The following is a 17,090-nucleotide window of genomic DNA, read 5'->3' as shown; positions in this document are numbered from 1 at the left end:
AGCAAGACCAAACCCAATTTCAAAAATATGAAATCGCCACTAACAACAAGTTTGTTGAAAACAAACAACGATAAGTAAAAGGCGATACAATATATGACCTCTAAAAAACAAAATTTACATATATGAAATCAATTGCTCTGTTTTTTCTATCACTATTCCTGTTTTCTTGTTCAACTAGCACACAGACCGAAGTGGATACGCTTGTGACCAATGCCACAATTTACACCGTAAACGCTGCCTTTGATAAAGCTTCTGCTATGGCCATTAAGGATGGAAAAATTCTAGCCATCGGAAATACGGACTCGCTTCTAAAGAAATATACTTCCAAAGCCATTTTAGATTACAAAGGAAAATTTATTTATCCTGGATTAATAGATGCGCATTGTCATTTTTATGGGTATGGACTAACCTTACAAGAAGTAGATTTACGAGGTACCAAAAGCTTCGAAGAGATAATCACTCGTCTTAAAGCGTTTCAAAAAGCAAAAAATCCAGCATTTATTGTCGGTAATGGCTGGGACCAAAACGATTGGGCGGTGAAGAAATTTCCATCCAAAACAGCACTCGATGCCGCTTTTCCAAACATTCCTGTGGTACTCAACCGTATTGATGGACACGCTATTGTGGTCAATTCCAAAGTACTGCAAATGGCTGGAATTACAGCCAAAACCAATGCCGATGGCGGACAAATTGAACTTCAAAATGGTGAGCCAACCGGAATTCTGATTGACAATCCTATGGAATTGGTTTTTAAAATCATTCCAAAACCTAGTCGAAAAACACAAATCGCCGCGCTTTTGGATGCCGAAAAAGTAATGTTTGATTATGGCTTGACAACAGTAAACGACGCAGGATTAGATCCTGATATTATTCATTTGATAGACAGTTTGCAACAAGCGGGTAAAATGAAAATCAACGTTTATGCGATGATTACAGCCAATCAAAAAAATATGGATTTGTATTTCAAAAAAGGAATCTACAAAACCAACCAATTAAATGTGCGCTCATTCAAAATGTATGGCGATGGAGCTTTGGGTTCTAGGGGCGCTTGTATGCACAAACCGTATTCGGATAGTCCGAAACAATTTGGAGCGTTGTTGTCACCAGTGCCTCAATTGAAAGCAGTAGCCCAACAAATTGCTAATTCACCATTTCAACTCAATACGCACGCGATCGGAGATTCGGCCAACACCGTTTTGCTTAAAATCTACAAAGAAGTATTGACGGGTAAAAAAGACCGTCGCTGGAAAATTGAACACGCACAAGTAATTCAGGAATCCGATTTTGATTATTTCAAACTCGGAATCATTCCTTCCGTTCAACCCACACACGCCACTTCCGATATGTATTGGGCGGGAGATCGTTTAGGGAAAGACCGTTTAAAAAATGCATACGCGTATAAAAAGTTACTTCAAAAAGCAGGTACAATAGCCCTAGGAACTGATTTTCCTGTGGAGGAAGTCAATCCTATGCTTACGTTTCACGCTGCAGTAGCACGTCAAGATGTAAAAGGATTTCCTAAAAATGGTTTCCAAATCGAAAATGCTCTGTCTCGCGAAGAAACCTTAAAAGGGATGACACTTTGGGCAGCTTACTCTAATTTCGAAGAAAACGAAAAAGGTAGTTTGGAAGTGGGCAAATGGGCCGATTTTGTGGTTTTTGATGCCGATTTAATGCAAGTAGAAGCTAGTCAGGTGGTTAAGATGAAGCCATCCAATACTTTTGTTAAAGGAGCGAAACAAAAGTAATTGCAATTGCAAATAGCTTTCGATTTACAGATTTTAAGCGATTCTTCTTGTTGAATCGGTTTTGTATTTCATATTTTACTTAAAAATCGATTTTTAGTTACAATTTATAACTAAAAATCGATTTTGTGTTTTCTATTTATATCTGTTATAGCATCTTTGCTTCATCAAATTAAATAATCAGAATAAAGAAATAAATAATTATGTGCGGAATTGTATGTGCCTTTGACTTAAAACAGAAATCAGAAACCCTAAGACCTCAAGTTTTAGAAATGTCTAAAATTATCCGCCACCGTGGACCAGATTGGAGTGGAATCTATAGTAATGAAAAAGCGATTTTGTCTCACGAACGTTTGGCCATTGTAGATCCAGCTTCAGGGAAACAACCATTGTTGAGTGAAGATGGGAATTTGATTTTGGCTGCCAATGGCGAAATTTATAACCACCGCGATTTACGCAAACAATTTGAAGGTAAATATCAGTTTAAAACCGAAAGTGACTGCGAAGTAATCTTGGCTTTATACAAAGAAAAAGGAGTTCATTTTATTGATGAAATGAATGGAATCTTCGGATTTGCTATTTATGATGTGGCTAAAGACGAATATTTCGTAGCTCGCGATCACATGGGAATTATTCCTTTATATATAGGTTGGGATCAACACGGTACTTTTTATGTAGCTTCTGAATTGAAAGCATTAGAAGGCTATTGTACAAAAATAGAGTTGTTTCCTCCAGGGCATTATTTGTCAAGTAAAGATGGGGAGTTTGTACAATGGTACAAAAGAGATTGGACAGACTATGAAGCGGTAAAAGATAATGAAACTAGTATTCCTGCAATCAAAGAAGCTTTAGAAGCTGCGGTTCACAGACAATTAATGAGTGATGTACCTTATGGAGTTTTACTTTCAGGAGGATTAGATTCGTCAATTACATCGGCGGTAGCTAAAAAATACGCTCAAAAACGTATTGAATCAGACGATCAAGTAGATGCTTGGTACCCACAATTGCACTCGTTTTCTGTAGGATTAGAAGGTTCGCCAGATTTAGCCGCTGCTCAAAAAGTAGCGGATCATATTGGAACAATTCACCACGAAATTAAATTTACCATACAAGAAGGATTGGATGCCGTTCGTGATGTGATTTACAACCTAGAAACCTATGATGTTACTACTGTAAGAGCATCAACTCCTATGTGGTTAATGGCGAGAGTCATTAAATCAATGGGAATTAAAATGGTATTGTCTGGTGAAGGTGCCGATGAGTTATTTGGAGGCTATTTGTATTTCCATAAAGCGCCGAATGCTAGAGAATTTCACGAAGAGAACGTTCGTAAATTAGGTAAACTACATATGTATGATTGTTTGAGAGCGAACAAAAGCTTAGCAGCTTGGGGAATTGAAGGACGTGTACCATTTTTGGACAAAGAATTTATGGATGTTGCGATGCGTATCAATCCACAAGATAAAATGATCAACAAAGAGCATCCAATGGAAAAATGGGTAGTTCGTAAAGCTTTTGAGGATATGTTGCCTGAAAGTGTTGCTTGGAGACAAAAAGAGCAATTCAGTGACGGAGTGGGGTATAGTTGGATTGATACCTTGAAAGCTGTTGTTGCTGAAGAAGTAACCGATGAACAATTGGCGAATGCTAAATACAAATTCCCATTGCAAACTCCTACATCAAAAGAGGAGTATTATTATCGTTCGATTTTCGCAGAACATTTCCCAAGTGATGCAGCGGCTTTGTGTGTACCACAAGAAGCTAGTGTGGCTTGTAGTACCAAAATCGCTTTGGAGTGGGATGAAGCATTTAAAAACTTAAACGATCCATCAGGTAGAGCCGTGGCCAATGTTCACGATGATGCCTATGTAAAAGCATAGTTATTATTTGAATTAGATTATTAGTTGTACTATTGAAAACACGCTCTTTTTAGGGCGTGTTTTTTTTGTTGGGATATAAACTATAAATGTTGATAACTTGGACGCTTAAAAAGGCATTTTAGAACTAAATTCCTTTCTGCTTTTGTATATTTGCGTGTTATACAAAAAATACATTTTTAGAATAAATATATATGAGCGAAGAAATCAATAAGAACAATTATTCAGCAGACAGTATTCAGGCATTAGAAGGAATGGAGCACGTAAGAATGCGTCCATCAATGTATATTGGAGATGTAGGTGTCCGTGGTTTGCATCATTTAGTGTATGAGGTGGTAGATAACTCTATCGATGAGGCAATGGGAGGTCATTGTGATACCATTGGTGTAACTATTAATGAGGATGGTTCTATTACAGTTGAAGACAACGGTCGTGGAATTCCGGTTGGAATTCATAAAAAAGAAGGCGTTTCTGCTCTTGAGGTAGTAATGACCAAAATTGGAGCTGGAGGAAAATTTGATAAAGATTCTTATAAAGTATCTGGAGGTCTTCACGGTGTTGGGGTTTCTTGTGTGAATGCTTTATCTTCTCATTTAAGAGCGACTGTTCATAGTAGTGATGGTAAAGTGTATGAACAAGAGTACGAAAGAGGAAAGGCTTTATATCCCGTAAAACAAATTGGAGATACAACCAAAAGAGGTACAATAGTAACGTTTTATCCAGATCCTACCATATTTACCCAAACCATAGAGTATTCGTATGATACACTATCTGCGCGTATGCGTGAATTGTCTTTTTTGAATAAAGGGATTACGATTACTTTTACTGATAAAAGAGAAGTCGATAAAGAGGGTAATTTCTTAGGAGAAGTATTTCATTCTACCGAAGGTTTAAAAGAATATATTCGTTATTTAGATGGAAACCGTGAGCCAATTATCGGACACGTAATTTCGATGGATCACGAAAAAGGAGAAATTCCTGTTGAAGTAGCCTTAATTTATAACACCAGTTATTCTGAAAATATATTTTCGTATGTAAACAATATCAATACGCACGAAGGTGGAACGCATTTGCAAGGTTTTAGAAGTGGTTTGACAAGAACCCTTAAAAAGTATGCTGACGCTTCTGGAATGTTGGATAAATTAAAGTTCGAAATTACTGGTGATGATTTCCGTGAAGGATTGACAGCTATTATTTCTGTAAAAGTAGCGGAACCTCAATTTGAAGGACAAACTAAAACCAAATTAGGAAATAGAGAAGTGGTTTCTCCTGTAAGTCAAGCGGTAGGAGAAATGCTAGAGAATTATTTGGAAGAGAATCCAAATGATGCTAGAATAATTATCCAAAAAGTAATTTTAGCGGCTCAAGCGCGACACGCAGCTAAGAAAGCTCGTGAAATGGTACAACGTAAAACCGTTATGGGCGGTGGAGGTTTACCAGGTAAACTATCCGATTGTTCAGAGCAAGATCCTGCTAGATGTGAAGTGTACCTTGTCGAGGGTGATTCGGCAGGTGGAACTGCAAAACAAGGTCGTGATCGTGCATTTCAAGCTATTTTGCCTTTGAGAGGTAAAATTTTGAATGTCGAGAAAGCCATGCATCACAAAGTTTTTGAAAACGAAGAGATTCGAAATATTTTTACAGCCCTTGGTGTTACTGTAGGAACAGAAGAAGACAGTAAAGCGCTTAATATTTCTAAACTACGTTATCATAAAGTAATCATCATGTGTGATGCCGATGTCGATGGTAGTCACATTGCTACCTTAATATTAACCTTCTTCTTCCGATTTATGAAAGAGTTGATTGAAGAAGGACATGTTTATATTGCAGCGCCACCATTGTATTTGGTTAAGAAAGGAAATAAAAAAGAGTACGCTTGGACTGATGTTCAAAGAGATCAAGCCAATGAACGAATGGGTGGTAGCGCTTCTATCCAACGTTATAAGGGTCTTGGAGAAATGAACGCTGAACAATTATGGGAAACAACTATGGATCCAAATTTCAGAACTTTACGTCAAGTAAATATTGATAGTTTGGTTGAAGCAGATCGCGTTTTTTCTATGTTGATGGGTGATGAAGTACCACCAAGAAGAGAATTTATTGAAAAAAATGCAGTGTATGCTAATATAGATGCGTAAAGTAAAGGAATGATTAAATAGATAATTTTAAATATAAATATAATTTTAAAAAAAAATGAAAGTTACCATTGTAGGAGCAGGAAATGTGGGAGCAACCTGCGCAGATGTAATTGCTTATAGAGGAATTGCAAGTGAAGTAGTAGTATTGGATATTAAAGAAGGTTTTGCCGAAGGAAAGGCAATGGATATTTCTCAATGTGCCACTAATACTGGTTTTAATACCAAAGTTTCTGGTAGTACAAATGATTACTCCAAAACAGCTAATAGCGATGTTGTAGTTATTACTTCAGGAATACCAAGAAAGCCTGGGATGACCAGAGAAGAATTGATTGGAATCAATGCTGGGATTGTAAAAACAGTTTCAGAAAATGTATTAGCACATTCACCAAATTGTATTGTGGTTGTGGTTTCAAATCCTATGGATACGATGACCTATTTAGCATTAAAAGCTACAGGTTTACCAAAGAACAGAATAATCGGAATGGGTGGGGCTTTGGATAGCTCTCGTTTTAGATATTATTTGTCAAAAGCATTAGATGTTCCTTCAAATGATATCTCAGCAATGGTTATTGGGGGGCATGGCGATACAACTATGATTCCATTAACTCGTTTGGCATCTTATAATGGTATTCCGGTATCACAATTTGCTTCTCAAGAAGTATTAGATAAAGTTGCCGCAGATACCATGGTAGGTGGTGCAACTTTGACAGGTTTACTAGGGACTTCTGCTTGGTATGCGCCAGGAGCTTCAGTAGCTTACTTAGTGGATAGTATTTTAAATGATCAAAAGAAAATGATTGCGTGTTCCGTGTTTTTAGAAGGAGAATACGGTCAAAACGATATTTGCATTGGTGTACCATGTATTATTGGTAAAAACGGTGTAGAGCAAATCATCGATATCAACTTGAATGAAGCTGAAAAAGCAGCATTTGCTAAAAGTGCAGATGCCGTTAGAAGTATGAATGGCGATTTAAAATCGGTCTTATCATAACGATTTAATAAGCTTAAAAAAAAAGACTGCAGCAATGCAGTTTTTTTTGTTATTAATTAATAAAAAAATTGGTTAATCATTTCGTTAATGATATATTTGCCCGATTTAAAAAAATATATGTAATGCTCAGTTGATTTTTTTGTTTTAAATAAAAGGATTTCAAAGCTTATTTTATAGAGATTTTAAAACAAAAAAGTTATAAAATAATTAATTTTTAGTAATAATGCAGAATAAAGGACTTATTAAATTTTTCGCAATTCTATTTGCATTGGTAAGCATTTACCAACTTTCGTTCTCATTTGTATCTCATAAGATTCAAACTGAGGCTAAAACTTTCGCTGGAGGAAACACTGAAAAAGAAGTAAAATATTTAGATTCCATAGGGAAAGAAAAAGTGTTTAACCTTGGGTTTACAGATTTTACATATAACGAAGTTAAAGACAAACAAATTAATAAAGGTCTTGACTTAGAAGGAGGGATTAATGTAATTCTTCAAATTTCTGTTAAAGATATCTTGAAAGGATTATCGAATAATTCCAAAAATCCTGTGTTCAACAAGTCTTTAGCGGATGCAACAAAAAACCAAAAAGGAAATCAAACGTATTTGGATGCTTTTTTTGAAGCCTTTGAAGCCAATGCTAATGGAACTACAAAGTTAGCCTCTCCCGATATTTTCGCTAATAGAAGCTTGCAAGGTGATGGTGGTGTTGATTTTCAAATGACCGATGCTCAAGTTCAAAAAGTAATCAAAAGAAAAGTGAACGAATCTGTTGAAAGTGCTTTTGGTGTATTAAGAGAGCGTATTGACAAATTTGGAGTTACACAACCTAACATTCAAAAAATTGGTGAAACAGGAAGAATTCTTGTAGAATTACCTGGAGCTAAAGATGTAGATAGAATCAAAAGATTGTTACAAGGTAAAGCAGAATTACAATTCTGGGAAACTTATAAAATTGAAGAAATTGGTAATTTCTTAATGGCAGCTAATGATGTTTTGAAAAAAACAGAAGTTGCTAAAATAGCAACTAAAAAAGTAGCTAAAGATACTTTGAGTGCTTTGTTGACCGATGAGAAAGATTCTACTGCAACAAAAGCTGGTAAAAATCCTTTATTCGATAAAATTATTGCTCAAGGAGGAGGACCTGTTTTAGGAATGTTTTCTCCTAAAGATACTGCTGTTATCAATGGGTATTTGAAAAGACCAGATGTAAAGATTCTATTAGCAGGTGAACAACGTTATGCTAAATTTGTATGGGGAAAACCTACAACTATTCAAGATGCAAAAGCAAAAGATAAAAAAATAGATGCGGTTGAATTATATGCCTTAAAAGGAAATCGTAACGATGCACCTTCTATGGCTGGTGGCGTAGTTACTGATGCAATGGATACTTTTGACCAAATGGGTAAACCTGCAGTTTCTATGCAAATGAATAGCAAAGGTGCCAAAGAATGGGAAGAATTAACTGGAAGAGCTTATACTTCAAAAGGATATATAGCTATCGTTTTAGATAACGTGGTGTATTCAGCTCCAGGTGTTTCAAGCGGCCCTATTTCTGGCGGTAGATCTGAAATTTCAGGAAACTTTGATATTACAGAAACTAAGGATTTAGCTAACGTTTTGAGAGCTGGTAAATTACCTGCTGCTGCTGATATCGTTCAATCTGAAGTAGTAGGGCCATCTTTAGGTCAAGAAGCTATTGATAATGGAACTACTTCTGCACTTGTTGGATTATTGTTAGTATCGCTTTGGATGATGGTGTATTATGGTAAAGCAGGTTGGTATGCTAACTTGGCCTTGGCAGTAAACTTATTGTTCTTGTTTGGAATTTTAGCAAGTTTAGGTGCGGTATTAACTTTGCCTGGTATTGCTGGTATCGTATTGACAATGGGAACTGCTGTAGATGCAAACATCATTATCTATGAAAGGGCGAAAGAAGAATTACGAGCAGGAAAAACTTTAAATGAGGCTGTTATAGCTTCTTATAGCTGGAAAGGTGCTATGCGTTCTATTGTAGATGCAAACGTAACACACATATTGACTGGTGCGGTTTTGTTTATTTTTGGATCAGGACCTATTAAAGGTTTTGCTACAACCTTGTTAATTGGTATCGTGACCTCTTTATTTACTTCTATTTTTATTGCTAGAATTTTTATCGATAGAAATATTGCAAGTAAAAATGATTTGTCATTTGTGACTAATTTCTCTAAAAATTTCTTTACTAATTTCCACTTTAATTTCTTAGGAATTAAAAAATGGTCTTATGTATTCTCTGCTGTTGTAACTGTGGTTTCTATTATCTCTATTGCAACCAATGGTTTTGATCAAGGAGTTGATTTTGTTGGAGGTCGAACATTCCAAGTAAGATTTGAGAAAGCTGTCAAAGCAGAAGAAATTAAAGAAGAATTGACTAAAGTTTTTGGTAGCGCAGAAGCTAAAGTATTTGGTAATGACAACCAGTTAAAGATCACTACTAAATACAAAGTTCAAGAACATGGCAGTGAAGCTGATGAGGAAGTTAATAAAATGTTATATGAAAGTTTGAAAAAACATTTCTCTGCTGGGGTTACTTATGATAAGTTTGTTAATGCATATGATGGTAAAAATATTGGAGTAATGTCGGCTTCAAAAGTTGGACCAACTGTTGCAGAAGATATTAAAACGAATGCTTATTGGGCCGTTTTAGGTGCAATGCTAATTGTAGGATTGTATTTGGTAATCAGTTTTAGAAAATGGCAATACAGTTTAGGAGCTCTTGCTGCGGTTGCGCATGATGTGATCTTTGTATTAGGAATCTATTCATTATGTTACAAATTCATGCCTTTCGGAATGGAAATTGACCAACATTTTATTGCGGCAATTCTAACAGTAATTGGATACTCTATGAATGATACCGTAATTGTATTCGACAGGGTTCGTGAATTCTTAGATGGTAAAACTAAAGGTAATTTTAGTGAAATCGTAAATAACTCTATCAACTCTACCATGTCAAGAACTATCAATACGTCATTGACGATGATTGTGGTATTGTTAATCATGTTCATATTCGGTGGAGAGTCTATCAGAGGATTTATCTTTGCTATGTTGATTGGTATTATAGTAGGAACGTATTCTTCACTATTTATCGCAACACCGGTGTTAGTTGATACTATTTCAATTGCAGATAAAAAATTAATTGAAGAAAGACATAACGAGAGTAAATAATTGATACTCTATTGGTAATAAAGGGCGCATTGTAGGATGCGCCCTTTTTTTGTTTGCATATTTAGGCTTATAGAGGTGTTTGCTTTTGTTTGATTTGTGAGGGATGGCAGTGGAGCTCTCTCGATTTTTCATCGGGAAGCGGAAACGTACAGCCCGACACGGAATTTTTATGAAGGGGGACGCCCAAAAATAACTTTTGTTTTATATTTAATTTGAGGGTAATTTATTAGATTTGTTTTGAAGTATTTTTATCAAATTGTCTTTCATTTTAAATTAATTTCACAAATATGATATCGCCATTATAATCAGGTTTGTTGCAAACAAACACTAATAAATAAAAGGCGATACCATATATGACCGCTAAAAAATAAATTTTAGATATATGAAAAAAGTAATTTTAAGTACTATGATTATTTCTTCTTCTGTGCTTTCGTTTGGGCAATCCGCGATAAAGTATCCTGCCACTAAAAAGATTGACAAAGTAGATGTGTATTTTGGTAATTCTATTCCAGACCCTTTTAGATGGTTGGAAGATGATCGTTCCGCCGAGACTGCCGAATGGGTGAAAGAGCAAAACAAGGTGACCTTCGATTATTTAGCAGCTATTCCATTTCGAGATGCGATTAAAGTTCGTATGGAAAAACTTTGGAACTACGAAAAAGTCTCAGCACCTTTTAAAGAAGGAGACTATACGTATTATTATAAAAATAATGGATTGCAAAACCAATCAGTATTGTATAGAAAAGATGCTAAAGGAACTGAAGAGTTGTTTTTAGATCCCAATACTTTTTCTAAAGACGCTACAACTTCATTGGATGGTGTAAGTTTTTCTAAAGACGGTTCTTTAGTGGCTTATTCGATATCTGAAGCGGGAAGTGATTGGAGAAAGGTAATTTTTATTGATGCTAAAACTAAAAAAAGTATCGGTGAACCATTAGTTGATGTGAAATTTAGTGGTTTGTCTTGGAAAGGAAATGAAGGGATTTTTTATTCGAGTTATGAAAAACCAAAAGGTAGTGAACTATCAGCTAAAACAGACCAACACCGTTTGTTTTTTCACAAGCTTGGAACCAAACAAGCCGAAGATGCAATACTATTTGGTGATCAAGAAAAACGCAGATATGTTGGTGGCTATGTATCCGATGATAATCGTTTTTTGTTTATTTCTGCAGCCAATTCTACTTCAGGAAATGAATTGTACTTAAAAGATTTATCTGTTCCAAACAGCCCTATTGTTCCCATTCATAAAGGTTTTGAGTATGATGTTGATGTTTTGGATAATGAAGGCAGTACATTGTTTATTGTTACTAATTTAAAAGCGCCTAACAAAAGAATTGTTACTGTTGATGTAGCGAATCCAGGTGTTGAAAATTGGAAAGATTTAATTTCTGAAACTGAGCAAGTATTGAATCCATCGACTGGTGCTGGATATATTTTTGCTAATTATATGAAAGATGCTGTTTCTGTGGTGAAACAATTTGATTATAAAGGAAAACTAATCCGAACTATTGCCTTGCCGGGTGTTGGAACAGCTTCAGGTTTTGGAGGAAAAGCCAAAGATAAAGAGTTGTATTTCTCATTTACCAACTATGTTACTCCAGGTACTACCTATACTTTCTTCCCTGAAAGTGGTAAATCTTCGGTTTATGTTAAGCCTAAAGTTGATTTTGTTTCTGATGAGTATGAGTCTAAGCAAGTGTTTTTTACGTCAAAAGACGGAACCAAAGTTCCAATGATTATTACCCATAAGAAAGGATTGCAATTAAATGGAAAGAATCCAACCATTTTGTACGGTTATGGTGGATTTAATGTGAGTTTAACACCAAGTTTTAGCATTGCCAATGCGGTTTGGTTAGAAATGGGTGGAATTTATGCCGTTGCTAATATGCGTGGAGGCGGAGAATACGGTAAAAAATGGCACGACGCTGGAACTAAAATGCAAAAGCAAAATGTTTTTGATGATTTCATTGCAGCAGGTGAATATTTAATTGCTCAAAAATATACTTCTTCTGATTTCTTAGCAATTCGAGGCGGTTCTAATGGAGGTTTATTGGTTGGCGCTGTGATGACACAAAGACCCGACTTGATGAAGGTAGCGCTTCCTGCGGTTGGTGTTTTGGATATGTTGCGTTATCATACATTTACTGCTGGTGCAGGTTGGGCGTACGACTATGGCACAGCCGAAGATTCTAAAGAAATGTTTGGCTATTTAAAAGGGTATTCACCAGTGCATAATGTAAAATCAGGTGTAAAATATCCTGCTACATTAGTAACTACGGGAGATCATGATGATAGAGTAGTGCCAGCCCATAGTTTTAAGTTTGCGGCTGAACTGCAAGAAAAGCAATCAGGTAGTAATCCTGTTTTAATTCGAATTGAGACCAATGCAGGACACGGTGCTGGAAAACCAGTGTCTAAAACCATTGAAGAAGCTGCCGATATTCAGGCATTTACTTTGTTCAATATGGGATTTAAATCCCTTCCTAAATAATACAAATTTTTAGTTTACTTTTGAAAGCATTCCTAGATTCATAGGAATGCTTTTTTGTTTAACCCAGAATCCGCATTAGACTTCGTAGCGAAACTGAATTATTCAATAAAAGCAAGAGCTCACGGACTTTTTTGAAGAAGGAAACAACGTTCAGCGAATACCTATAAAATATAAACCAATGAGCTTCTACTTTTGTATTTTTGAATTTATCCCGAAAGCTTTCGGGAGGAGTAAGTTTTTGGTTTTGAAGAAGAAATTCATTCACTGAACTCCGCTAAAAAATATAAAAATGGTGAAGTAATTAAGTTGTAGTAGATTTCTAATGCGGATTCTGGGTTTAATCAAATAACGATCATGCGATTGTTTTTACACTATTAAAAAAAAGCGCTACTATAAAGTAACGCTTGATTAATATACAACAAGATTGTTTTAAGCTTCTTTTTTGGCTCTATAAGCAAAAAACAAACCGATAAGAATAAAAGGTATACTCAACCATTGTCCTGTAGAAAGGATGTTGCCTAAATCACTTTCAAAACCACCTTGACTTTCTTTTACTGATTCAACAATGATACGAACCGTGAATAAAAGTACTAGAAACAGTCCAAACAAAAAGCCTGATTTTTTTCTTGCCTCTGTTTTCCAATACAAGAAAAACAAAATCGCAAAAACGAAGATATAGCAAAATGCCTCATATAACTGAGTTGGATGTTTAACAGGAACTTGAGCCAATAAATCAGCAAACTTTGGATCGGTTGCAATGGCTGTATACGCTTCATTTGGATTGGCAATTCCAGTAGCATTTACAACATCTCTTGGACTAAATTGATCTCTCAAAAAGCGAATTCCAAAAGAAGAAGTAGTTTCTTTTCCTATGATTTCCGAATTGAAAAAATTACCCAAACGCACAAAAATAGCGCCACTAGCCACAGGAATAACTACGCGATCTAAAATCCATAATTGTGGGCGTTTCAGTATGTTTTTGCTGTAGAAATACATAGCAATAATTATTGAAACAGCTGCACCATGACTGGCTAATCCTTGAAAACCAGTGAACTCAAATTTGGGTTCAAAACGAAATGGTAGTACGATTTCAAGCAAGTGATTGCGGTAATATTCCCAATCATAAAATAAAACATGTCCTAATCGAGCACCAATCAGTGTCGCAAAGACAGTCCATATAAAAAGCGAATCCAATTTGTCTATCGATTCTCCTTCGCGTTCAAAAATATGTTTCATGATGTACCAACCCAATCCAAAAGCTACTACAAACATTAGACTGTAATATCGAATCATAAAAAAACCTAAATCTAATCCTTCAGATGGATTCCAAACCAAGTTCAAAGCGTGTGTCATGTGTATTTTTTTTGTAAATATAAACTTTAAATCTAATCAAATTGAGAACGTTTAATTACTATTTGTGCGTGCATTTTTTTTCAGGAACAGGGTCGTAGCCTTTTCCTCCCCAAGGATGACAACTCAAAATGCGTTTCAAACCCAAATAAGTGCCAAACAAAAAGCCGTGTTTCTGCAATGCTTCTATCATATAGCTCGAGCAAGTGGGCTCGTACCTGCAAGCGGCTGGTGTAAAAGGGGAGATGGCTCCTTGATAAAAGCGTACCAAAAGAATTAATGGGTAGGTAAAAATTTTATTTAACATCATCTTTTGTTAGTCAACTAATCATTAGGAGCAGTAAACAAAGGTGTTTTTTCAGTAATCATAGTTCCCGCTGTCCGTTATATCTTTGCCTTTTTAAAGAAAAAGGCAAAGGATGCCACTCCCATCGGGGCTAAAAGGATAGAAATTGTTTTTTTGGAAACTTTAAACTTCTAATTTCTAACCTCTAATTTCTGTTTTATAAACTAAAGGTAGTTCCTTCTTTCCCGTCCTTCAATTGAATACCCAAAGCCAATAATTGGTCTCTAATTTGGTCAGAAAGCGCAAAGTTTTTGTTTTCTCTGGCTTGCTTTCTCATTTCAATCAACAACTGAATGGTACCTTCTAGTTTATCGTTGCTGCTATCGGCAATTTTTTCATTTTCAAGACCCAAAACCTCAAACACAAAAGCTTCTATAGCAGTCGTAAATGTTGCCAAATCTTCAGCTGTTATAGTTTCTTTACCATCTTTGATAACATTAATATAACGAACGCCTTCAAATAAATGCGCAATCAAAATTGGTGTATTAAAATCGTCATTCATCGCGTCATAACACAATTGTTTCCAATCTTCAATAGAAACAGACGATTGAGCGCTTGTAGGTAAGTCTTTCAATAACGAAAGGGCTTCCATTAATCGTTTGTATCCTTTTTCGGCCGCCACTATAGCATCATCCGAAAAATCAAGAATACTTCTATAATGTGCCTGTAACATAAAGAAACGAGTAACTGAAGCAGAGAAAGGTTTACTCAAAATAGTGTTGTCTCCAGTCAAAATCTCGCCGGGTAAAATATTATTTCCAGTCGATTTTGCCATTTTCTTACCATTCAAAGTAAGCATATTGGCATGCATCCAAAAATTCACAGGTGTGTGTCCTGTGCAAGCTTCATTTTGAGCGATTTCACATTCGTGATGTGGGAATTTCAAATCCATTCCGCCACCGTGAATATCAAAATGATTACCTAAGTATTTGGTGCTCATTGCAGTGCATTCTAAATGCCAACCTGGGAATCCATCACTCCACGGCGAAGGCCAACGCATAATATGTTGCGGCTCTGCTTTTTTCCATAAAGCAAAATCTTGAGGATTTCGTTTGTCGGATTGACCGTCTAGGTCTCTAGTATTGGCCAGCATATCTTCGATATTTCTACCACTCAAGATACCATAATGATGGTTTTCATTAAATTTTACCACATCAAAATAAATAGAACCATTGGCTTCATAAGCAAAACCATTGTCTATTATTTTCTTGATAATTTCAATTTGCTCAATAATATGTCCAGTAGCCGTAGGTTCAATACTTGGAGGTAAAAAATTAAAAGCACTCAAAATACGATGGAAATCAACGGTATAACGCTGTACTACTTCCATCGGTTCTAGTTGTTCTAATCTTGCTTTTTTTGCAATTTTATCTTCTCCTTCATCCACATCATCCACGATATGACCTACATCGGTAATGTTACGCACATAACGAACTTTGTATTCCAAATGCAATAAATACCTGAATATTACATCAAACGACATAAAAGTTCTCACGTTTCCTAAATGCACATTGCTATACACTGTTGGACCACAAACATACATTCCTACATTTCCTTCGTGAACGGGTACAAATGGTTCTTTTTCTCCAGATAGAGAATTGTATATTTTGAGGGGTTGATTACTATATAAAGGCATATTTATTAATGGTTTATTGTTTATTGTTCTTAGTTTATAGTTTGTTGTTTTGTGTAGATTAAATCATTTGAATTTGAGACCTTTCATCTCACAATTATTTAAATAATTCATCATTGCACCGATTTTGTTTTTTTCTAATTCAACTATTTCATTCAATTTGAAATGTTGTTCTTTTGTAATTAGATTTTTTCAAAGCTCTGTAGGATTGTGATTTTACTTCCCCAGCAGAACCTTTTGCAATACTTAAAAATTGAATAAACTCTCGATTGCCATTTCGCTCAAACCTTCGGCAATATTGTCCATTATTGACCCTGAACTTCTATCGATTTGGTCTCTCAGTGAATAATTAGTTTTTAAGTTAGTGTTTTGAATAAGAAATTCAAAAAGCTGGAATATTTCTCGTGCCAAACTCCAAATTTCTAAATCTTCAAATTTTTGAATTTTCCCCATCAGAACTATAAACTATAAACTATAAACTAAGAACAACAAACCATAAACTCTTAAAATTTTGTTTCTAGTTTAATGTAATCCAAGAATTCTCTTCTGGTTTGAGTTTCTTTGAATTTTCCGCCAAATTCAGAGGTTACCGTACTGCTTTCGATATCCTTTATTCCTCTAGAATTCACACAAAGATGTTTGGCATCTATTACACAAGCAACATCTTCGGTCCCTAAAGCTCTTTGAAGTTCTTGAACAATTTGCATCGTCAAACGCTCTTGTACTTGAGGTCTTTTCGCATAATATTCAACAATTCGATTCATTTTAGACAAGCCAATTACAGTTCCATTCGAAATGTAAGCCACGTGAGCTCTTCCTATAATGGGTAACAAATGATGTTCACAGGTTGAATACAAGGTGATGTTTTTTTCAACCAACATCTCACCATATTTGTAGTTATTGTCAAACGTTGAGGCTTTTGGTTTTTTATTTGGATTTAAACCGCCAAAAATTTCTTTTACGAACATTTTTGCCACACGATTTGGAGTGCCTTTTAAGCTGTCGTCTGTTAAATCCATACCCAAAGTAAGCAACATATTCTCTACATCTTTCTTGATGCGCTCAATTTTTTCTTCATCCGAAATAGCAAAAGCATCTTCTCTTATCGGATTATTAGCGTTGGTACTAATATGATTATTTCCTATTTCGTCGTGAAATTCTTCGTTATTTGTCATTAAAAATTACTATTTGTTGGGTGTGTATTTTTCAAGGGGTAAAGATAAATAATAAATAGTAACAAATTCAATCGCTTGAGGGAATTAATTGGGGCATTTTTCTTAATGTTTCAGCTTAAATTTAACAGTAAAAGGCAATAAT

At 35.4% G+C, this 17,090-nt stretch carries 10 protein-coding genes and 1 pseudogene; 6 read left to right on the top strand and 5 right to left on the bottom strand.

Going from position 1 to position 17,090, the window contains the following annotated elements; all coding sequences use genetic code 11:
• Positions 1 to 122 precede the first annotated feature (122 nt).
• The 6 genes from ACSVH5_RS08020 to ACSVH5_RS07995 all read left to right on the top strand — a co-directional run bounded on the left by ACSVH5_RS08020 (position 123) and on the right by ACSVH5_RS07995 (position 12,444).
• Entirely contained in the window at positions 123 to 1,748 is a 1,626-nt protein-coding gene (locus ACSVH5_RS08020) for an amidohydrolase (protein WP_438060922.1), read from the top strand.
• A 200-nt stretch (positions 1,749 to 1,948) separates the two neighbouring features.
• Positions 1,949 to 3,625, top strand: a complete 1,677-nt coding sequence (gene asnB / locus ACSVH5_RS08015; protein ID WP_438060921.1) for an asparagine synthase B — start codon at positions 1,949 to 1,951, stop codon at positions 3,623 to 3,625.
• 191 nt (positions 3,626 to 3,816) lie between these two features.
• Positions 3,817 to 5,760 carry a DNA topoisomerase (ATP-hydrolyzing) subunit B gene (gene gyrB, locus ACSVH5_RS08010; protein ID WP_438060920.1) on the top strand — a complete coding sequence of 648 codons (1,944 nt, stop codon included), beginning with the start codon at positions 3,817 to 3,819 and terminating at the stop codon, positions 5,758 to 5,760.
• Between the two features lie 55 nt (positions 5,761 to 5,815).
• On the top strand, positions 5,816 to 6,751 hold the full coding sequence (gene mdh, locus ACSVH5_RS08005; RefSeq protein ID WP_438060919.1) for a malate dehydrogenase: 936 nt from the start codon (positions 5,816 to 5,818) through the stop codon (positions 6,749 to 6,751).
• A gap of 223 nt (positions 6,752 to 6,974) precedes the next feature.
• Entirely contained in the window at positions 6,975 to 9,953 is a 2,979-nt protein-coding gene (gene secDF, locus ACSVH5_RS08000; RefSeq protein WP_438060918.1) for a protein translocase subunit SecDF, read from the top strand.
• 382 nt (positions 9,954 to 10,335) lie between these two features.
• Complete coding sequence (locus ACSVH5_RS07995; RefSeq protein WP_438060917.1) at positions 10,336 to 12,444, top strand: prolyl oligopeptidase family serine peptidase; 2,109 nt, start codon at positions 10,336 to 10,338, stop codon at positions 12,442 to 12,444.
• Between the two features lie 429 nt (positions 12,445 to 12,873).
• Here ACSVH5_RS07995 and lgt read toward each other — a convergent pair whose 3' ends face one another.
• The 5 genes and pseudogenes from lgt to folE all read right to left on the bottom strand — a co-directional run bounded on the left by lgt (position 12,874) and on the right by folE (position 16,948).
• The gene (gene lgt / locus ACSVH5_RS07990) at positions 12,874 to 13,797 is read right to left on the bottom strand and encodes a prolipoprotein diacylglyceryl transferase (RefSeq protein WP_438060916.1); all 924 of its coding nucleotides are present in this window, start codon (positions 13,795 to 13,797) and stop codon (positions 12,874 to 12,876) included.
• A gap of 58 nt (positions 13,798 to 13,855) precedes the next feature.
• Positions 13,856 to 14,101, bottom strand: a complete 246-nt coding sequence (gene yidD, locus ACSVH5_RS07985) for a membrane protein insertion efficiency factor YidD (RefSeq protein ID WP_159690806.1) — start codon at positions 14,099 to 14,101, stop codon at positions 13,856 to 13,858.
• A 196-nt stretch (positions 14,102 to 14,297) separates the two neighbouring features.
• On the bottom strand, positions 14,298 to 15,776 hold the full coding sequence (gene cysS / locus ACSVH5_RS07980) for a cysteine--tRNA ligase (protein ID WP_438060915.1): 1,479 nt from the start codon (positions 15,774 to 15,776) through the stop codon (positions 14,298 to 14,300).
• A gap of 63 nt (positions 15,777 to 15,839) precedes the next feature.
• Positions 15,840 to 16,226: pseudogene (locus tag ACSVH5_RS07975) on the bottom strand (four helix bundle protein).
• A 50-nt stretch (positions 16,227 to 16,276) separates the two neighbouring features.
• A complete protein-coding gene (gene folE / locus ACSVH5_RS07970; RefSeq protein WP_438060914.1) occupies positions 16,277 to 16,948 on the bottom strand; it encodes a GTP cyclohydrolase I FolE in 672 nt (223 codons plus the stop codon).
• Between the last annotated feature and the right edge of the window lie 142 nt (positions 16,949 to 17,090).

It is taken from the genome of Flavobacterium sp. RSSA_27, from assembly GCF_051547125.1.
Lineage (GTDB): Bacteria > Bacteroidota > Bacteroidia > Flavobacteriales > Flavobacteriaceae > Flavobacterium.
This window is presented reverse-complemented; position numbering and strand designations above follow the sequence as displayed.